The organism is Arthrobacter sp. 05L421, from assembly GCF_056397785.1.
Window position 1 is genome coordinate 235254 of record NZ_JBFTOC010000003.1, and the last position, 18923, is coordinate 254176.

The 18923-nt window shown below is 67.5% G+C and carries 20 protein-coding genes and 1 pseudogene; 11 read left to right on the top strand and 10 right to left on the bottom strand.

The window, feature by feature from the left end; translation table 11 throughout:
• Window positions 1–15 precede the first annotated feature (15 nt).
• Window positions 16–1146 carry a hypothetical protein gene (locus tag AC1DKQ_RS05985; RefSeq protein ID WP_476883109.1) on the top strand — a complete coding sequence of 377 codons (1131 nt, stop codon included), beginning with the start codon at window positions 16–18 and terminating at the stop codon, window positions 1144–1146.
• Between the two features lie 21 nt (window positions 1147–1167).
• On the opposite strand, the gene AC1DKQ_RS05990 is transcribed toward AC1DKQ_RS05985, so the two are convergent.
• Window positions 1168–1806 (bottom strand): NADPH-dependent F420 reductase, encoded by a 639-nt coding sequence (locus AC1DKQ_RS05990; protein WP_476883110.1) that lies wholly within the window; start codon window positions 1804–1806, stop codon window positions 1168–1170.
• Window positions 1807–1859: 53 nt separating this feature from the next.
• Window positions 1860–2492, bottom strand: a complete 633-nt coding sequence (locus AC1DKQ_RS05995) for a hypothetical protein (protein ID WP_476883111.1) — start codon at window positions 2490–2492, stop codon at window positions 1860–1862.
• 187 nt (window positions 2493–2679) lie between these two features.
• Between AC1DKQ_RS05995 and AC1DKQ_RS06000 the strand changes: the two genes are divergently transcribed.
• Window positions 2680–3057 carry a VOC family protein gene (locus tag AC1DKQ_RS06000; RefSeq protein WP_476883112.1) on the top strand — a complete coding sequence of 126 codons (378 nt, stop codon included), beginning with the start codon at window positions 2680–2682 and terminating at the stop codon, window positions 3055–3057.
• Between the two features lie 195 nt (window positions 3058–3252).
• Here the strand turns inward: AC1DKQ_RS06000 and AC1DKQ_RS06005 are convergent, their stop codons facing one another.
• Window positions 3253–3657, bottom strand: coding sequence for a DUF5997 family protein (locus AC1DKQ_RS06005; RefSeq protein WP_476883113.1), 405 nt, complete (start codon window positions 3655–3657; stop codon window positions 3253–3255).
• Window positions 3658–3823: 166 nt separating this feature from the next.
• Between AC1DKQ_RS06005 and AC1DKQ_RS06010 the strand changes: the two genes are divergently transcribed.
• The gene (locus tag AC1DKQ_RS06010; protein WP_476883114.1) at window positions 3824–4579 is read left to right on the top strand and encodes a LysR family substrate-binding domain-containing protein; all 756 of its coding nucleotides are present in this window, start codon (window positions 3824–3826) and stop codon (window positions 4577–4579) included.
• Window positions 4580–4603: 24 nt separating this feature from the next.
• Here the strand turns inward: AC1DKQ_RS06010 and AC1DKQ_RS06015 are convergent, their stop codons facing one another.
• On the bottom strand, window positions 4604–4939 hold the full coding sequence (locus AC1DKQ_RS06015) for a hypothetical protein (RefSeq protein WP_476883115.1): 336 nt from the start codon (window positions 4937–4939) through the stop codon (window positions 4604–4606).
• A gap of 97 nt (window positions 4940–5036) precedes the next feature.
• On the opposite strand from AC1DKQ_RS06015, the gene AC1DKQ_RS06020 reads away from it, so the two are divergent.
• The 8 genes and pseudogenes from AC1DKQ_RS06020 (at window position 5037) to AC1DKQ_RS06055 (ending at window position 10757) form a co-directional block, all read left to right on the top strand.
• Window positions 5037–5357: a DUF6221 family protein gene (locus AC1DKQ_RS06020; RefSeq protein WP_277524979.1), complete on the top strand. Its 321-nt coding sequence runs from the start codon at window positions 5037–5039 to the stop codon at window positions 5355–5357.
• A gap of 128 nt (window positions 5358–5485) precedes the next feature.
• Window positions 5486–5788, top strand: a complete 303-nt coding sequence (locus tag AC1DKQ_RS06025; RefSeq protein ID WP_476883118.1) for an urease subunit gamma — start codon at window positions 5486–5488, stop codon at window positions 5786–5788.
• 9 nt (window positions 5789–5797) lie between these two features.
• Window positions 5798–6148 carry an urease subunit beta gene (locus tag AC1DKQ_RS06030; protein ID WP_476883119.1) on the top strand — a complete coding sequence of 117 codons (351 nt, stop codon included), beginning with the start codon at window positions 5798–5800 and terminating at the stop codon, window positions 6146–6148.
• A pseudogene (ureC, locus tag AC1DKQ_RS06035) lies at window positions 6145–7882 on the top strand (urease subunit alpha). Before AC1DKQ_RS06030 ends, ureC begins: the two are co-directional and overlap by 4 nt.
• 19 nt (window positions 7883–7901) lie before the next feature.
• Window positions 7902–8384, top strand: coding sequence for an urease accessory protein UreE (gene ureE / locus AC1DKQ_RS06040; protein WP_476883121.1), 483 nt, complete (start codon window positions 7902–7904; stop codon window positions 8382–8384).
• Window positions 8365–9087: an urease accessory protein UreF gene (locus AC1DKQ_RS06045; protein WP_476883122.1), complete on the top strand. Its 723-nt coding sequence runs from the start codon at window positions 8365–8367 to the stop codon at window positions 9085–9087. The genes ureE and AC1DKQ_RS06045 overlap by 20 nt, the downstream gene beginning before the upstream one ends.
• A 48-nt stretch (window positions 9088–9135) precedes the next feature.
• Window positions 9136–9753, top strand: coding sequence for an urease accessory protein UreG (gene ureG, locus AC1DKQ_RS06050; RefSeq protein WP_476883123.1), 618 nt, complete (start codon window positions 9136–9138; stop codon window positions 9751–9753).
• Between the two features lie 173 nt (window positions 9754–9926).
• Entirely contained in the window at window positions 9927–10757 is an 831-nt protein-coding gene (locus tag AC1DKQ_RS06055) for an urease accessory protein UreD (RefSeq protein ID WP_476883124.1), read from the top strand.
• A gap of 68 nt (window positions 10758–10825) precedes the next feature.
• On the opposite strand, the gene galK is transcribed toward AC1DKQ_RS06055, so the two are convergent.
• The 6 genes from galK to AC1DKQ_RS06085 form a co-directional block, all read right to left on the bottom strand.
• Window positions 10826–11998, bottom strand: coding sequence for a galactokinase (galK, locus tag AC1DKQ_RS06060; protein WP_476883125.1), 1173 nt, complete (start codon window positions 11996–11998; stop codon window positions 10826–10828).
• Window positions 11995–13134: a galactose-1-phosphate uridylyltransferase gene (gene galT, locus AC1DKQ_RS06065; RefSeq protein ID WP_476883126.1), complete on the bottom strand. Its 1140-nt coding sequence runs from the start codon at window positions 13132–13134 to the stop codon at window positions 11995–11997. The genes galK and galT overlap by 4 nt, the downstream gene beginning before the upstream one ends.
• 31 nt (window positions 13135–13165) lie before the next feature.
• Window positions 13166–15331 carry an alpha-galactosidase gene (locus AC1DKQ_RS06070; protein WP_476883127.1) on the bottom strand — a complete coding sequence of 722 codons (2166 nt, stop codon included), beginning with the start codon at window positions 15329–15331 and terminating at the stop codon, window positions 13166–13168.
• A 106-nt stretch (window positions 15332–15437) separates the two neighbouring features.
• On the bottom strand, window positions 15438–16775 hold the full coding sequence (locus tag AC1DKQ_RS06075; RefSeq protein WP_476883128.1) for an ABC transporter substrate-binding protein: 1338 nt from the start codon (window positions 16773–16775) through the stop codon (window positions 15438–15440).
• A gap of 70 nt (window positions 16776–16845) precedes the next feature.
• Window positions 16846–17778, bottom strand: a complete 933-nt coding sequence (locus tag AC1DKQ_RS06080; RefSeq protein WP_476883129.1) for a carbohydrate ABC transporter permease — start codon at window positions 17776–17778, stop codon at window positions 16846–16848.
• A 12-nt stretch (window positions 17779–17790) separates the two neighbouring features.
• Window positions 17791–18753, bottom strand: a complete 963-nt coding sequence (locus AC1DKQ_RS06085; RefSeq protein WP_476883130.1) for a carbohydrate ABC transporter permease — start codon at window positions 18751–18753, stop codon at window positions 17791–17793.
• Window positions 18754–18923 lie beyond the last annotated feature (170 nt).

Sequence of the window (18923 nt, forward strand, 5' to 3'; positions counted from 1 at the left end):
GCGAGGCAGCGGGATTTGATCGAGGACAAGCGGCTCGCCGACGCCAACATGGACCGCAGCGGTTCGGTCCCGGGCCAGCCAACTGTTCCGTGGCTGACGGTTGTATCCCTGTCTGTTGTGATGGCCTACGCTGACGGATTTTGGATGATGTCGCTGCGCGGTGCCGTTGGGGCCATTGAACGCACGGAGGAGCCGTTCGCGGGCTGGCTTCGTGAGTCCACCCTGGTTCTGCCGGTTTTCGTCTTCGCGGTGCTTGGGGCCCTGGCGCTGGCACTCCATCTATTCGGGCCGGTGCTGCGCAGGTCGGGCACGATCCTGACTGCGCTGCTGATTGTTGCGGCCGGAACCGCCGTCGGCGTGGCACTCATCACGGTCAGCGCGGCCTACGACTATCAGCTGCAGTCTTCCCAACTGCAGCTGATCGGCTCGATGAGCCATACCTGCGCGGAGGGGGACTGCCTGGCGCTGCAAGAGCAGGCGTCGCTGGGGCTCCAGGTGCGCGCTGTGGGCTATGGCAGCGGGATACTCCTGGTCACGAACCTCGTCCTGGTCGGCTGGGTTGTTGCGATTCGGGGCGGCCGATTGAACGTCAGCAGCACCCGGCAGCCAACTGCCCGCGGAAGCGGGATTGACCATCGATGGTTGTTTCTGGCTGCGACGCTGCTCGGCAGCGCGGCCATCCACGCTGCAGTCGTACCGGAGCATCTCAGCGAGTGGGCCGGCGCCGGTGTCTTCTTCGCCGTTCTCGCCGCAGCCCAGATTGCCGCGGGCCTCTTATCGCTCGGACGGCGGCACCGCGCCGTGCTCGTGGCCGTCACGGCAGTTTCGATTGTTCCGCTGGCGCTGTGGTTGTGCTCCCGGACCGTCGGACTGCCTTTCGGACCAAACGCCGGTGTCCCCGAATCGACCGGTCTGGCGGACATCGCCTGCTGCGTCCTGGAACTGGGCACCCTGCTCGCTGCAGTTGCCCTACTCCGTGACAAGGGCCGGCTCCCCGCACGACAAGCAGTGTCAGCCCACATCCGATCGCTCCCGGTTGTGGCGGCGATCGCCATTGGCGTCTTGGGTCTCGCCGGAACCGGCCCAAGCTGGTCCGGCAACCCGGGTGGCTCCGGGAACGAGTCGGTCCAAGTCCACCACCATTGAGGTGCACCGGCTCAGTTTCCGCTAGTCGATGATTTTCAAGCCGGTGCCCCAGTTGAAGGTTGGATACGCGGGGTTGGCCTGCAGCCCCATCACCAGCAGTTGGAAGCCCTCCAGCTCGCGGGCGTGGCGTAGCCCGCCCACTTGGAGCGGACGGAGTCCGGCGGCTTCGGCGAAGGCCGCGACCTCGTTGCGGGCTTCTTCGGAGTCCGAGGCAATGAACACATCCATTGGCGGCCCGCCGTCGGTCACGGAGCCGAGCGGGCCGGCGAAGGTGGTGTTGAAGGCCTTCACTACCTGTGCGCCCGGCAGCAGCGCGGCGATTTCCTCGGCCGCCGACGTCCCCGGGGCGACAACCAGTGAATCGAAGGTCTCGGTGTCGATCGGATTGCTGATCTCCACCACGGTCTTGCCGCTGAGGGTATCGCCGAAGTGCGTGGCAACTTCCTTGGCCGGGCCGTAGTACAGCGCGAGGACGACGATGTCGCCCTCGGGAACCTCGCTCAGGCCGCCGGGGCTGGTGTTGCCGCCCAGTTCAGCAGCGAGCCTGGCGGCATTTTCCGGCGTCCGGTCCAGAACCTGGACGGAACGGCCGGCAGCGACAGCCCGGATGCCGATCGCCCGTGCCATGTTGCCGCTGCCGATAATCGTGATGTCAGTCATGATGGAACCTTTCCGAGGTTGCCGGAAACTGCTGGGATCAGCAATTCCGCGAATTAGCTGTGCGCGTGGTCCGGACCAGGCAGCCCGGTGTGGCTGACGCCGGCCGCTCGTTCGGCGGCAGCCAGGGCATCTTCCAGCCGTTCCACAGCCGGGGCGTAGGCGGCATCGGTAGAGGCACGATCCGCGGTGCCGCCGAGGCGCTCGGCGGCCTTGATCGCCCGGATCAGCGCCGCCGTTTCCGGCTGCCGGGGGTCGCTCATCGCGGGATAGTCAATCGAAAACCCCGGATCCAGTTCGTACTGCTGCCACCGGGCGAGGGCACGGCGGTGCCGTGCGGCCGCCGCCTCGTTCTTGAGCTGGGTCTCACGGCCGGCACGGCGGGCATCCTGCCTGGCCAGCAGCCGGGGAGCCGCCGCCAGTGCCGCCCCGCCCGCCCCTGCGGCCAGCATCCCGAGGGCCAGGCCGGCCCAGGGCCAGGCGGAGGAGGCAAGGATGATGGCAGGAACAACGACGGCGAGTCCGGCGAAAACGTCCCAAAACGCGCCGTCGGCGCCTTCTGAGAGTCCGTCCTTAATGGCCAGGTGCTTGCGGGCGAAGTAGACCGAGGCGAAAGCCGCTCCGGCAACCAGGATGGCGAGGGCGAGGAACTGCCAGGCCGCGAGGGCACCGGATAGTGAAAGCGTCATTGCACACACCTCCCCGGAACGGTCCCGGGCGGGCGCTGTTCCGCTAGTTCCATTGGAATCCCTGGCGGCGGGGCCGTCAATGCCCCGCCGGCCGAGCTGATGTCGGCCGCCACAATGGGAGCCAAGGCCGGCTGCGAGGGCTGTGCCGCGGTTCCGTCACGGTTCCTCCCGGCGTAGCCTAGGGGCCATGCGACTGAAAATGTGCAGTATCCACGTCAAGGATCCAGCCTCGGCCCATGAGTTCTACACAGGCACGCTGGGCTTCGAAACGCTGATGGCCATGCCGGAGCACAACCTCTTCATCGTCAAGGATCCGGATGGTGCCGGGGGCGCCGGACTGCTGCTGGAACCCAGTGACAACCCGATCGGCGCTTCCTACATGAACGCCCTGCACGACGCCGGGATTCCAGCGATCGTCTTTGGCGTGCCGGATGTGCGCGCCGAATACGACCGGCTGGCGGCCAAGGGAGTGATGTTCCAGGCGGAGCCGTCCGACGGGCCTGGCGGGACCAGTGTGGTGATGGACGACGGCTGCGGTAACTTCGTGCAGCTGCACCAGGACTAGCTGCCGGGCCAACCGCACCCTGGGCGTGGCCTAGTGGCGCAGTTTGTCCTTGTCGGGGTGCTCGTCGCCGATGTGGCCCGGGGGGTGCGGCCAGAACGCGCGCCACGAAGGAGGCATACTCCTCCATATAGTGGCCCAGCAACTTGGCCGTAAATAACTTGGCCGTAAATAGGGTCCGGAAGGCGGCGCGTGCCGCTATTCGGCCTTGGCGCGGGCTTTCTTGGCGTCCTTCTTGGCGGCCTCGTCCTTGACGCGCTGGGCCTCGGCGCGGACGGCGGCGTGGGTGGCGCGCTCGGCGACCAGCCATGCCGGGGGAGCCTGGAGCAGCGCGGTGATTTCCGCCGTCGTCAGCGCTTCCTCAACACCACCGCGGGACAGGCCGCTGATGGAGATGTTGAGCTTCTGCGCCACCACGGGACGCGGGTGCGGACCGTTGCGGCGCAGTTCCGCGAGCCACTCCGGCGGGTTGGCCTGGAGTTCGGCGAAATCGGCGCGGGTGATGACCGAATCCTGGAACTCCTGGGGTGTCGCCGGCAGGTAGATGCCAAGCTTCTTGGCAACGGTGGCCGGCTTCATGGACTGGGAGTTTGCAGAGGTCATAGTTCAAGGGTATCCGGCGGGCCGCCCGCAGGGCGCCAGACCAGTACCAAAACAGCGCCAGACCAGTACCAAAACAGCGCCAGACCAGTACCAAAACAGCACCAAACCAGCTCGGTGCAGCCGTCGGGGCGGACCCCCGCGCCGTTCCGGGAGGTACTGTGAACATGTGTCCGCAGCAGAAGAAGCACCCCAGACCCCCGACGAAACCGCCGTCGACCCAGCCGTTGCCGTTGGGCGCGAGCTGCGCTTCGCGTACGTCGCCGGTGTGACACCCGGAAAATGGATCCGGCGCTGGGAGGAGCGGATGCCGGATGTGCCGCTGCACTCCTTTATGTCCGACGACGGCGGGCAGCTCGCCGTGCTCCGCGACGGTTCCGCGGACCTGAGCTTTGTCCGGCTGCCGGTGGAACGCGAGGGCCTCAGCGTCATCCCGCTCTACGAGGAACAGCCCGTGGTGGTGGCGCCCAAGGGGCACGAGATTTCTTTGTTTGAGGAAGTGAGCCTGACGGACCTGTCTGCGGAGGCCTTCCTCGACGTACAGGAACTCGGCGGCCCGGAGACGGCCCTGCAGGTGGTGGCATCCGGTGCAGGGCTGGTGATCCTGCCGATGTCCGTGGCCCGGCATTTCAACGTCAAGGACACCGTTGCGCGGAAGCTCACGGGTGCGCCCGGCACGGAGATCGCCCTGGCCTGGCCGAGCGATTCGACGGACGAGGTGATCGAGGAATTCATCGGGATTGTCCGCGGACGCACCGCGGCGAGCTCCCGCCAGCCCTCGGCGCAGCAGGAGAAACCCAAACGCGAACCCAAACCGGACCGGCGCGGCACCGGAGCGGCCAAGAAGCCCAAGGTGGCGCAGCGATACGCGCCCAACCCGGACAAGGGCCGCGGCAAGGGTTCCCGGAAAAAAGGGAAGCGCTAAGGCGCAGCCCGCTCCCGGCGTGCGCTACTTGGCGCAGGCGTCCTGAAGAGCCTTAACCGATTCGGCCGGAACCTGGTCGCCGGAGTCGGCGATCTGGCGCAGCGGGGTGGTGATCTCAGCGGGTGCACCCGCGGCTTCCGCACTGGTGACAAGACCGCCCAGCAGCTCCTTGTCCTTGGCGCTGACCAGGCCGTTCTGCACGATGGCGCAGGCCTGCTTCTTCACTTCATTGCCGGCCGCCGTCGCAGCCTGTGACGCCCCGTCGTTCACGGCCTTTTCGGTAGCGTCCTGCACTTGCCCACAGCCGGTAAGTCCGATCAAGAGGGCGGCAGCGGCAAGGGCGGCGAGACGTCGTTTCATCCACCCACCCTAACAAGCGCGGCTTGTGCCGGACTGAGGAAAAAGGGCAAACGCCGGGCCGTAGCCGTGCGGGCACCGGCGCGCATAGGCTCGGTGAGTGGACATCGTCGAGTTCCTGACCGCACGCATTACAGAAGACGAAGCCGCCGCCCTGAAACTGCTCGGCGACCCCACGCTCGCCGTCTCCGGCGAGTGGTATGAACGCCGCCTGCTCCGCGAGTGCGAGGCCAAACGCCAGCTCATTGGCATCATTGAATCCGCCCGCCAGTCCGTGCTGGCCACTTTGGTCAGCGAGGAACCCGCCGACGCCGGATGGGTGCCGGACGTCATTGAATGGACCACGCTGTCCCTGCACACCCTGGCCCTGCCGTACGCGGACCACCCCGAATTCCAGGCCCGCTGGCGGATCACCGGATAGGGCGGTCAGCGGTCGGCTCCTGAGATGCTGACGGGTCCCGGAAACCTGCAGGAAATCTCCGCGGCCTACGCTGGTCACACCGTGGCATCCGCGGTCCGCCAGCCGGCCGGTTCTTGAAGGGATTCGTCATGCACCTCTTGCCCCGTGAGCAGGAAAAGCTCATGATCGTGGTCGCGGCGGACCTCGCCCGCCGCCGCCAGGCCCGCGGGCTGAAGCTGAACTTCCCCGAGGCCGTGGCCGTCATCAGCTACGAACTGATGGAGGGCGCCCGGGACGGCCGGACCGTGGCGGAGCTCATGAGTTACGGAACCACCCTGCTTGACCGCGATGACGTGATGGAGGGCGTGCCGGAAATGATCCACGACGTCCAGGTCGAGGCCACCTTCCCGGACGGCACCAAGCTCGTCACCGTTCACGATCCCATCCGCTAAGGGGCTTCCATGATTCCTGGAGAATACGTGCTCAGCGCCACGCCGCTGGTGATCAACGCTGGCCGCGAGGCGGTGACCGTCGCGGTGACCAACACCGGTGACCGCCCCGTCCAGGTGGGCTCGCACTATCACTTTGCCGAAGCCAATCCGGCGCTGCAATTTGACCGGGCGGCCGCCTACGGCCGCCGGCTGGACATCCCGGCCGGCACGGCCGCGCGGTTCGAACCCGGGGACAGCAGGACTGTCCGGCTGATCGAGCTCGCGGGCAGCCGGGAAGTGTACGGCCTCAGCAACGCCGTCAACGGCACACTCCGCAACCCCGGACTCCATGTTTCCCAAGGGGAAGGTGACGCACAGTGAGTTTCGAGCTATCGCGCAGGCAGTATGCGGACCTCTACGGCCCGACGACGGGCGACGCGATCCGCCTGGCCGACACGGATCTGTTTCTTGAGATCGAGAAGGACCTTACCGTTTACGGCGAGGAAGTGGTGTTCGGCGGCGGCAAGGTGATCCGCGACGGCATGGGCCAGAACGGCCAGCTGACCCGGGACGGTTCTGGCGGTTTTGGTTCCGGCGGCGGAGTCCCGGACACCGTGATCACCAACGTCGTGGTGCTGGACTACACCGGCATCTACAAGGCCGACGTCGCGCTCCGCGACGGCCATATCGTCCGGATCGGCAAGGCCGGCAACCCGCAGATCACCGACGGTGTGGACATCGTGATCGGCGCGAGCACCGAGATCATTGCGGGCGAGCGGAAAATCCTGACCGCCGGCGGCATCGACTCCCACATCCACTTCATCTCCCCGGACCAGGTGCCCGCAGCCCTGTGCAGCGGCGTGACCACGATGGTCGGCGGCGGCACCGGTCCCGCCGAGGGCACCAAAGCCACCACGGTCACGCCCGGAAAATGGCACATCCACCGAATGCTGCAGGCCGCCGAAGGGCTCCCCATCAACATCGGACTGTTCGGCAAGGGCCACGCGTCCGCGGTCGATCGGGCTGAAAGTCCATGAGGACTGGGGCTCCACCACGTCCTCGATCGACACGTCGCTGCAGGCCGCGGACCAATACGACGTCCAGGTGGCCATCCACACCGACACCCTGAACGAGTGCGGCTTCGTGGAGGACACCATCCGGGCCATCGACGGCCGCGTGATCCACACCTTCCACACCGAAGGGGCCGGGGGCGGCCACGCCCCGGACATCATCAAGATCGCCGGGCTGCCCAACGTCCTGCCGGCCTCCACCAACCCCACCCTGCCGCACACGCGCAACACCATCGAAGAGCACCTGGACATGCTCATGGTCTGCCACCACCTGAACCCCGACATCCCGGAGGACGTGGCATTCGCGGACTCCCGCATCCGTGCCGAGACCATCGCCGCCGAGGACGTCCTGCAGGACCTGGGAATCTTCGCGATCACGTCCTCCGACTCCCAGGCCATGGGCCGGGTGGGCGAGGTGGTCATCCGCACCTGGCAGGTGGCGGACAAGATGAAGAAACAGCGCGGCGTCCTCAAAGACCCTGACGGGGGCAGCCACGGCGCCGCGTCCGGTCTCGGGGCGGAAAGCGACAACTTCCGGCTCAAACGCTACGTGGCGAAATACACCATCAACCCCGCCATCGCGCAGGGCATGGCCGACTCCATCGGCTCCGTGGAGGTCGGCAAGTTCGCCGACCTGGTGCTCTGGGACCCCGCGTTCTTCGGAGTGAAGCCGGACCTTGTGCTCAAGGGCGGCCAGATCGCCTACGCCCTCATGGGTGACGCCAACGCCTCCATTCCCACCCCGCAGCCGCGCACCATGCGGCCGATGTTCGCCGCCTACGGCAAGGCCCTGCAGCAGTCCTCCATCACCTTCCTCTCCCAGGCCGCCATCGACGCCGGGGTCCCGGCCGAGATCGGACTGGAGAAGGTCATCCGACCGGTGTCCGGCATCAGGAACCTCACCAAGGCGGACCTCAAGTACAACGGCGCCACCCCGGACATCGAGGTGGACCCGGAAACGTATCAGGTGAGGGTCGACGGCGAGGACGTCACATGCGAACCGTCGGACGTCCTGCCCATGGCGCAGCGCTACTTCCTTTTCTAGGCTTCCAGAGGAGACCACCATGATCATCGAAAAGGTCCTCGGCAACACCCACGACCTCCCTCCCGGTCCGGACCCGTACTTGGGGCTGCACCGGGAAAAGGTGGTGCTGCCCAGCGCCCAGCTGGTCAAACGCATCCAGCGCGTCACCACCGATCACGGGAAGGAACTGGGCATCCGCCTCCCCGCCGGTTCCGGGGACCTGCGCGACGGCGACATCCTGCACGTGGCCGACACCAACATGATCGTAGTGTCGGTGCTGCCCACCGATGTCCTGGTGATCGCCCCGCGCTCCATCCACGAAATGGGGGTGGTGGCCCACTCCCTGGGCAACCGGCACCTGCAGGCCCAGTTCTTCGACGCTTCCTCGGAGTATGGGGCGGAGGTGATGGTCTGCCAGTACGACCACACCGTGGAGGACTATCTCAAACACGTCGGAGCGCCCTACGACCGCCAGACGCGCGTGATGCCCGTCCCCTTCCGCCATGCCGAGCACTCGCACTAGATCGGCGCCAGAAGCGCCAGCGGGTGAAGGGGGCCGTGCCCGCTACCAGCTCGCGTTGCAGCAGCTGACGGATTCCGCGCTGCCTACCGGGGCGTTTGCGCACTCGCTGGGGTTTGAAACGTACATTGAGCGCGGGCTGGTGCATGACGAGGAGTCGTTCGGGGTGTGGCTGGCGGCCTTCATTTCACAGCAGCTGACATACTCCGACGCCCTGGCCATCCGGTTCCTCTATGAGGACGTTCCGGTTGCCGAACTGGATGCGTTGCTGACCGCCCAGCTCCTGCCCCGGCAGCTGCGCGAGGCCAGCGTCAAGATGGGGACCCGGCTGCTGGAGATCGGGGCCGAGATTTTTCCGTCCCCAGGACTGGCCGAGTACCAAGATCTCGTGAGGTGCGGCCGTGCCGCCGGGCACCAACCGCTGGCGTTCGCCGTCGTCGCCCGCTCCCTGGCTGTCCCGCTGGGCGAGGCCCTCGCCGCTTACCTGTTCGCCGCCGTGACGTCGTTGACGCAGAACGCCGTACGGGCAATTCCGCTGGGACAGAACGCCGGCCAGCGGCTCCTGCGGAAGGCGGCCGACGACGTCGCTGCCGCAGTTGAGCGGGCCGGCCACCTCACGGCCGTCGACTTTGGCGCCGTCAGCCCCGGACTCGAAATTTCGCAGATGCGGCACGAACGCCAGCGCGCCCGCATGTTCATGAGCTAACCGAGCCGTCCAAGAAAGGCTGTACGAGAAATATGTCTGGAGAAGAATATGTCTGAGCCCATCAAGATCGGCATCGGCGGCCCGGTGGGCGCCGGAAAGACCCAGCTCGTGGAGCGGCTCACCCGCCACATGAGCCGGGACATCTCCATGGCGGCCATCACCAACGACATCTACACGATCGAGGACGCCAAGATCCTCGCCGCCAACGGCATCCTCCCGCTGGACCGGATCATCGGCGTCGAAACCGGCGGCTGCCCGCATACCGCCATCCGAGAGGACACCTCCATGAACACGGCAGCCATCGAGGAGTTGAAGAAGCGGCACCCCGATTTGCAGGTGATCTTCGTGGAGTCGGGCGGCGATAACCTCTCCGCCACCTTCAGCCCCGAGCTGGTGGACTTCTCCATCTACATCATCGACGTCGCCCAGGGCGAGAAGATCCCGCGCAAGGCCGGCCAGGGCATGATCAAGGCCGACCTCTTCATCATCAACAAGACCGACCTCGCGCCGCACGTGGGCGCGGACCTCGCCGTCATGGAAAGGGACTCACGCGAATTCCGGGGCGAGAAGCCGTTCTGCTTCACGAACCTCAAGACCGACGAAGGGCTGGAGCGCGTCATCGAATGGGTGCGGCGGGACGTCCTGATGCTCGACCTGGCGTCATGACGACGGTTGTGCCGGCTCCGGCGGCTTCGCCGGATTTGGGGCCGTGCCCGTCCCCGGCCGCTCCCAACTCTCGCAAGCTCGAGTCTGGGCCCTCGCGGCGGGGGGCCCCCCGCGAGGCCCGCCACGCCGCGGCCCCAAAATCCGGCCTCGCCGCCTCAGCGGTCAAGTCACCGATGGGGGAGCTCGAACTCGTCGTCACTAATCGTGCAGGACGTTCTGTTGCCACGCATCAGTTCCATCGGGGGGCTTTGAGGGTTTTGCGGCCGCATTACTTGGATGGCAGCGGGCAGGTTTGTTATGTGCTCGTCAATCCGGGCGGGGCGTATTTGGGGGCAGATCTGTATGTGATTGACGTGGAGGTGGCCGATGGGGCGAAGCTGCTGCTCGCCACGCAGTCGGCCACCAAGATCTACCGGACTCCGGGATCCTTTGCCGAGCAGCGGATGAGGCTGCGGCTGGGGGAGGGGGCGCGGCTGGAGCTCGCCCCGGACCAAGTGATCGCCTACCGGGAGGCCAGCTACCGGCAGAATACCCACGTCACGGTGCGGCCGTCCTCGAGCCTGATCATGGCCGAAATCATCACCCCCGGCTGGTCGCCGGACGGGGCCTCGTTCCGGTACGAGGAGCTGCGGCTGCGGACCGAGATCCGGGTCGAGTCCGGGGGAGCGGGCGGGCTGCTGGCCCTGGACAACGTGCTCATCCGCCCGTCCCTGGGCGATGTCACCGGCATGGCGTTCATGGAGGGCTTCAGCCATCTGGGGTCGCTGATCGTGGTGGACCCGCGGGTGAACCAGGCCCTTGCCGACGAGCTCCACGAGATCACGGCCGGGTATGGCGCCCGCACCGGCATCTCGCTCACCGCCGCCGTGCTGGGAACGACCGGGCTGGTGCTGAGATCGCTCTCGAACAGCACGGAGGAACTCCGGCGCGTCCTGGGAGCCGCCACTGCCCTACTGCGCAAGCGCTGGTACGGCCAGGATCCGCTGGATCTACGGAAGTACTGATGGCCGGGACCCGGCAGAGGGCCGCGCTGCACCGGCTTCGGGCGCTGACCACCGGGCCGCCGGCCTGATCAGAGCCGCCGCGCCCCCTCTGCCGGCAGGACGGCGAACACGTCCGGAACCGGCAGCCCGCGGGCGGCGAAGCCGGCCAGGACCGCGGACCGGGCCCGATCGGCGTCGCTCACCGGAACCAGGGCGATGGCCGAACCGCCGAACCCGCCGCCGGTCATTCGGGCACCGACGGCCCCGTTGGCGCGGGCGGTGTCAACGGCCAGGTCCAGCTCCGGGCAGGAGATCTCGAAGTCGTCCCGCATGGAGCGGTGGCTGGCGTCCAGCAGTTCCCCGATGGCAAGCGGCCCGTGGGTCCCGAGCAGTTCCGCGGTCCGGGCCACCCGTTCGTTCTCGGTGACGATGTGCCGGACCCGGCGGAACGTCTCGTCGTCGAGAATCCGCTCGGCCCGGGGCAGGTCGGCGGCACCGAGATCCCTAAGGGCGCCCACGTCCAGGGCCCGGGCGCCCTGGACGCAGGAGGCCCGGCGCGCGGCATACCCGCCGCTGGCATGGGCGTGCGAGACCCTGGTGTCAATGACCAGGCACACCAGCCCGGCTTCCGCCAGGCCAAGCGGCACCGGGCGGGAGCTGAGGTCGCGGCAGTCCAGGTAGACGGCGCAATCCTCGGTGCCCAGCATTGAGGCGGACTGGTCCATGATGCCGGTGGGGGCGCCGACCACGTTGTTTTCGGCGCGCCGCCCGATGTCCGCCAGGTCGGCGCGGTCCAGACCGGCTCCGGTGAGATCGGACAGGGCAAGGGCGACGGCGCACTCCAGGGCCGCGGAGGAGGACAGGCCGGCGCCGACCGGGACATCGGAGGACACGAACAGGTCAAAGCCCGGCACCGGAATGCCCGCGCGTTCCAGCTCCCAGGCCACGCCGGCCGGATAGGCGGACCAGCCCGCAGCCTGGTCCGGGGTGAACGTGTCGAGATCGAATTCGACCGGTTCCGCGCCCGGGAACCCGGAGGCCAGCCGCACCGTGCGGTCTGCCCGGGCTGCCACGGCGACGGTGGTGCTGCGGTTGATGGCGAAGGGCAGCACGAGGCCCTCGTTGTAGTCCGTGTGCTCGCCGATCAGGTTGACCCGTCCCGGTGCCTGCCACACGCCGTCGGGGTGCCCGCCGAAGTGGCCGGCGAAGGCGCCGGTCAGAACGTCCGCCAAAGCCGTTCCTTTGCTGTCGATGTTGGTCATGGGGTTCCTGTCCTGGCATCCCGGAGCCGGGCGGCGACCTCTTCGGGCGTCGTGTCGTTGATGAAGGCGCCCATGGCGGCCTCGGAGCCGGCCAGGAACTTGAGCTTATCCGCGGCCCGCCGGGGCGAGGTGAGCTGCAGGTGCAGGTAACCGGACCGTCGCAGCACCGGGTCAACCGGGGCCTGGTGCCAGGCGCTGATGTACGGCGTCGGGCTGCCGTACAGGGCGTCCAGCCGGCCCAGGAGCTCCGGGTACAGCACGGCGAGCTCGTCGCGTTCGGCGCCCGTCAGCGCCGCCAGGTCCGGAACCTGGCGGTGCGGGACGAGGTGGATTTCCAGCGGCCAGCGGGCCGCGAAGGGGACGTAGGCGCTGAAGTACTCACCCTCGAGCACCATGCGGGCGCCGTCGGCGCGTTCGCCCGCCAAAATGGTCCCGGTCAGGGTGGCCTTTCCGCCCGCCGCGTCGTGGAACTGCCGGGCGGCCGCGGCCATCACCGCGGCCCGCGGCGTGACATAGGGATAGGCGTAGATCTGGCCGTGCGGGTGGTGCAATGTCACGCCGATGTCCTGGCCGCGGTTCTCGAAGCAGAACACCTGCGCCACGCCCGGCAGTGCGCTCAATGCCTCGGTCCGGTGCGCCCAGGCGTCGATCACGGTGCGCACGCGCCGACTGCTGAGCGCGGCGAACGTCCCGGTGTGCTCCGGGGTGAAGGCCACCACCTCGCACCGGCCGCCGGCGATTCCGCGGGTTCCCCAGCCCGGCGATGCCGGGGTGGGTGCGAAATCCGGTCCCAGCGACGGGAAGCGGTTTTCAAACACGGCGACGTCGTAATCCGCGGCCGGGATCTCGGAGGGCCGCGCGTCGGTGCTCGGGCACAGCGGGCACTCGTCCGCCGGCGGCAGGTGCGTCCGGTGTTGCCGGTGCGCGGCGACCGCCACCCAGTCCCCGGTCAGTGCGTCGTACCTGATCTCCCCGGAGGGTCCGCGTTCGGGAAGTTCGCGGCGGTCCCAGGACGGGCGTGGCCGGGGACGGTCGGAGTCGTCGAAATATAGCAGTTCGCGCCCGTCGGCCAGGCGTGTGCTGGTGACCGCGGACACCGACGCCGGGGCGTCGCTGCGGCTGATGATGCTGGTCATGGGGTTCCTTCAGGGGGTGGGGACCGGGCGGTCAGAGGGCCTGGACGTGCAGGAGCAGGGCGTGCTCCGGGTTCAGGAGCGGCAGGGGCAGGCCGACGTGCCGCAGGAAGGCGCCGGTGGCAACGGCCCCGTCTTCCAGCCAGGCGGGCGGCTGGACCTGGGTGTAGGTGTGCGCGTAGTCGCCGTCGAGGGGCGTGGGTAGCTCGGCCCGGACGCGGTAGTTCCGGGTCGGGTCAAGGCCCGGCAGCGACACCAGTCCGGGGACCTCGGCCGGGGCCGACGCCAGGGACACGGCGGCGAACAGCGCCTCACCGGCGTCGTGCGCAACCACACCGTGAACACTCAAGGTGGGCTCGGCGGTGTCCGCGTTGACCCGTTTGCCGGAGTGGATCAGTGCGCGGTGGCGCTTGTACAGCGCAATCACGCGGCGCAGCGTTGCCCGCTCCTGGTCCGTGGCCGCGCGGATGTCCCACTCCATGCCGAAGTGGCCAAAGAGCGCGGTGATGGCGCGGAAGGAGATGTCGTGCGTGCGGGCCGTGGTGTGCGAGGTGGTGGGTCCGATATGCGCGCCGACCAGCTCCGGCGGCAGGATGGCTTGTGTCCAGCGCTGGATGGTCTGGCGTTCCAGGGCGTCGTTGCAGTCCGAGGCCCACACGCGGTCCGTGCGCTGCAGGATGCCGAGGTCCACCCGTCCCCCGCCGGAAGAGCAGCTTTCGATCTCCACGTCCGGGTGCGCTGCCTTGAGCGCGTCGAAGAGCCGGTAGGCCGCGAGCGTCTGCTCGTGGACGGACGGGCGGCCGCCGCGGCCGTGCTCGGTGAGGTCCCGGTTCTGGTCCCACTTGAGGTAGGCGATGTTGTTTTCGCGCAGCAGGGCGTCGAGGCGGCCGTAGATGTACTGCCAGGCCTCCGGATTGGCGAGGTCCAGGACGTGCTGATTGCGCCACGTGTGCGGGAGCCGGCCGCCGTCCTTGTAGGAAAGCACCGACGGGCCCACGATCCACTCCGGGTGCTCGCGGGCGACGTCGGAGTCCAGGTTGACCATCTCCGGCTCCACCCACAGGCCAAACTCCATGCCGTGCCCGGTGACGGCGTCGATCAGCGGCGTGAGGCCTCCGGGCCACACACCCTCGTCGACGAACCAGTCGCCCAGGCCCGCGTGATCGTCGCGGCGGCCGCGGAACCAGCCGTCGTCCAGGACGAAGCGTTCCACGCCGAGCCGGGCCGCCGATTCGGCGAGTTCCAGCAGGGGTTCGAGGCTGTGGTCAAAGTAGACCGCCTCCCAGGTGTTGAGCACCACCGGGCGTACCCGCCCGGACGTGGTGTCCACGTGCTGCGGCCGGGCGCGGAACCAGTGGTAGAAGGCCTCGGTGATGCCGTCCAGGCCATGGCCGGAATAGGCGGCAAAGAGCGACGGCGTCCGGTAGCTGCCGCCGGGGTGGAGCACCACTTCGCCGGAGCCGAGCAGCTCCGCGGCACCGAGCATGCGCCGGCCGTCGGTGAGGCTGTCGAGGTACTGCTCGTGGTTGCCGCTCCAGCCGAAATGGGTGGCCCACACCTGGCCCCGGCGGTTGGAGAAGCCGGCGGTCCCGGCGGCCACGAGCAGCGAGGAATCGTGGCCGGTCCGGCCGTGCCGGCCGGTGCGGACCCAGGTTCCCTGCTGGACGGCGTGCCGCTGCGGGTGGTTTTCGCGGCACCAGCGTCCGGTGAGATCGAGCAGTTCCGTGGCGTCCCGCGGCACCGGCAGCACCGTGGCGAGTTCTTCGAGCTGGTATTCTGCCGTGCCGTTGTTGGTCAGAGTGTGGACCAGCTCCAGGAGGCCGCCGGGGTGGAGGGTGAGCTCGGAGCTGACGTCCAGTCCGGCCTCGGAATCACGGTGGATGATCAGTACCCCGCGGCCGCCGTCCTGCACCTGGGCGGAAACCACCCGCAGGGCCGGCGAAAAGTCCTGGCCGGGGCCGCCGTCTGCGTTCCGGTGCCCGCGGAGGCCCGGCCGTCCGGCCCAGCCGGAGGAGGCCTGCGGGAGCAGCCCGGCGGTGACAGGGACATCGAGGGCGGAGTGGGACACGGGCCCGCGGAGGATCGCCAGATCGGGGAGGTGTTCGCCGAGGTCGGCGCCCCAATGGACGATCTCGGCCTCGCCGGAGTCGAAGGCCAGCAGGAGGCTGGTGCCGGCAGAACGCAGGTGCACGGGGTGCATGGGATTCGCTTTCAGTTGTGCGGAAGTCAGGTGCTGGTGCGCGGGATCCCGGCTGGGACCCCGCGCAGCGGGCGCCGCCGTTGCCGGCGGCTATGGCTTCAGAGGCCTACTTGAACAGGGCGTTGACCTGGTCGTTGGCTTCGGTGAGGGAGCTGGCAGGCTTCTTGCCGGACAGCACTGCGTCCATGGCCGGCTTCATGATGCCGTCCACCTTGGCTGCCTTGTCCGCGATCGGGAACAGGAACGTGGTGCCGTCCTTGACCTGCTGGGTGAAAGCGGAGACGTCCGTGCCCTTGGCCTTGAACGCTGCGGCTGCCTTCTCGGAGGAGCTGGTGATGGCCGGGAACACGACGGCCTTGGAGGCTACGACGTCCTGGCAGGCGGAGGAGGCGAGGTATTCGACCCATTTGACCGAGGCTGCCGGGTTCTTGGTGCCGGCCCAGATGGAGTCGGCCAGGCCGTTGAACATGCTGGCGCGCTTGCCTTCGGGGCCCTTCGGGGTGGGGGCGATGCCGGTCTGGATACCCTTGTAGCCGGTGTACTGGCCGATCAGCCAGTCGCCGGTGGTGTTGATCGCGGCCTTGCCGGCGCCGAAGTTGTCCGACATGCTGGCGCCTACAGTGGTTTCAAGCTTGGGCATGTAGCCCTTGTCCGCCAGGCCGGCCCACCAGGCAATGGACTCCTGGAACTTGGGGTCGTCGTAGTTGAACTTGGTGCCCCAGGGGTTCTTGTCGGTGTGGGTCCAGCCGGTGGTGCCGGTGAGGTAGCTCCACTGCGTCTGGCCCTGGCCCGAACCGGAGGACTCCAGGCCGAGGCCGTAGACGGCCACGTTGTTCTTGTCGAAGCCGGCCTCATCGCCGCGCACACCGTTCTTGTCCACGGTCAGGTGCGCGATGGCCTTTTCGTAGCTGCCGCCGTCCTTCGGGTTCCAGTCCAGGTTGGCCATTTGCTCGGCGGTCAGGCCCGCGGAGTCCGTCATGGCCTTGTTGTAGAAGAGGCCTACGGTGTCCCAGTCCTTGGGCAGTCCGTAGCGCTTCCCGTCCTGGCCGACCCAGAGCTCGGCCAGGCCCTTGTTGTAGCTGTCCAGCTTGATGCCGTCCTTGGCGACGGCGTCGTCGAGGGGGAGCAGTTGCTTCTTCGCGGCGTACTCGGGGTACTTGGAGAGGTGGTCGGTGAAGACGTCGGGGGCGGTGCCGGCAATGAAGCCGTTGGTCAGTGTGGTCCAGTAGTCGTCCCAGCCGCGCTGGGTGATCTTGACCTTGATGTCTGGGTTGGCCTTGGTGAAATCGTCCGCGCACTTCTGGTAGGCCGGGAGCTGGTTGGCGTCCCACAGCCAGTAGTTGATTTCGCCCTTGGCGTCGGCCGAGGGGGCGGAACCGCCGCAGGCGGAGAGGGAGATGGCGATGGCTGCGGCGGCAGCGACGGCGCCGAGGGTCTTCTTCATGGTGGACCTTTCATGGAAGTGCTTCTTTGAGGGGAACGCTTATTGACGGGGAGTGCGTGCTGGGTCGGGGTTACTTGATGCCGGAGAAGCCGATGGAGTTGACCACCCGCTTGCCGAAGGCGATAAAGAGCAGGAGGACGGGCAGGGCCGCGATCAGGGTTGCGGCCATCAGGCCAGCCCAGTCGGGGGCGCCCTGCGGGGACTGGGACTTGAAGACGCCCAAGCCCACGGTGAGGACGCGGACGTTCTCGTCCTGGCCCACCAGCAGCGGCCAGAAGTACTCGTTCCACTGCCCGATGAAGGTCAGCAGCGCCAAGGTGGCCAGCGGGGCCGCGGCGTTCGGGAGCACGATCTGGAAGAAGATCCGCACGTGCTTGGCGCCGTCGAGCATGGCGGCCTCTTCCACCTCGCGGGACATGGAGAGGAAGAACTGGCGCAGGAAGAAGATGGCGAAGGGGGTCATGAACAGGAACGGCAGGGCCATGCCGGCGAAAGTGTTGAGCAGGCCCAGGTTCTTGATCATCAGGAAGTTGGGCAGGGCTGTGAAGATTGGCGGGACCATCATGGTGGCCAGGAACAGGCCGAACACCACGTTCCGGCCCGGCCAGCGGAGCCGGGAGAAGGCGTAGGCGGCCATCGCGCTGAAGAAGACCTGCCCGGCGGTGGTGACGGTGGCGAAGATGATGGAGTTCCGCAGGTACAGCCAGAAGTTGATGGCGGCGCCGGAGCCGCCCTCGGCGATCGCTTCCTCGGGGCTCTGCAGCCCCAGGACTCGCTTGAAGGCGCCGAGGCTGAAGTCGGCCGGCAGCAGGTTGCTGGCGTTCGAGGCGAGGGAGGCGTTGCTGGATAGTGCGGTGCGGAGCATCCACAGGAACGGCGCGATCGTCACGGCGACGGCGACGGCGACGAGGGTCCAGGCGCCGACGCGGCGCCAGTTGACCGGCTTCCTGGGAGCTGTAGCGGTGGTGGCGGGATTCTTGCGGGAAGGGGCGGAGGTAGTCATGGCTGGGGTTCCTTAGTCCAGATCCGATTCGTTGCCCTTGAGGAACTTCATCTGGACGAAGGCCACAAGAGCGAGAATGACGAAGAGAATGACGGACAGCGCCGAGGCGTAGCCGAAGTCGGATTCACCGAATGCCTTTTGGTAGATGTACATCTGGATGACGCGGGAGGCATTGATCGGGCCGCCGCCCGTGGTCACTGCCACGGTGTCGAAGACCTGGAAGGAGCCGATCACCGTGACCACCAGGACCAGCACCAGCACGGGGCGCAGGAGCGGCATCGTGATGCTCCAGAAGGTCCGGGTCGGGGAGGCGCCGTCGAGCGAGGCGACCTCGTACACGTGCTTGGGGATGGACTGCAGGCCGGCGAAGATCAGCAGGGCCGTGTATCCCATGTGGCGCCAGACGTTGACGCCGGCGATGGTGGGGATGGCCCATTGCTCGCTGCCGAAGAAGGCGATGCGCGGCAGGCCCATCCAGTTGATGACCTCGTTGACGATTCCGAGCTGGTAGTCGAGCATCCAGAACCACAGCAGTGCGACGATCACGTTCGCCACCAGGAAGGGCAGCAGCAGGGCGCCGCGGATGAAGGTGGACTTGGCGACGTTGTGCATCAGGAGCGCCAGGCCGAGGGCGATCGCGGTCTGGAAGCCGATGTTCAGTGCCACGTACTGGACCGTCACGGCCATGGCGTTCCAGAACAGATCGTCGGCGAAGATCGCGGTGTAGTTCTTAGTGCCGATCCAGGTTGGATCGCCCAGGACGCTGTACTCGGTGAAGCTGAGGTAGACGCCGCGGATGCTCGGCACAAGGTAGAAGGCAACGAAGCCCAGCAGGGCCGGGGCGATGAAGAAGAGGGCGACCCTCAGGTCGCTCCGGGGTCGGCGCAGGCGACGGGGGGCAGCGTTGCCCTTTCCCGTTCCCGTGCCGGTCGCCTTGCGGGCCTGAACGGCTCCGCGGGCAGTTGTGGTGGTCATTGGTGGGTCCTCCGCAGTTACGTGGTGCTGTGACGTGGATTACAACTGGGAGATGAATCTACACGAGTAACTTTCCGATGCGCAACCGTTTCGTTCATGTTTCCGGGCTGAAAAATTCCGCTCATCATGATCTATTGACTCGAGTAGAAACCGGTGTGAAACTTGCGTGC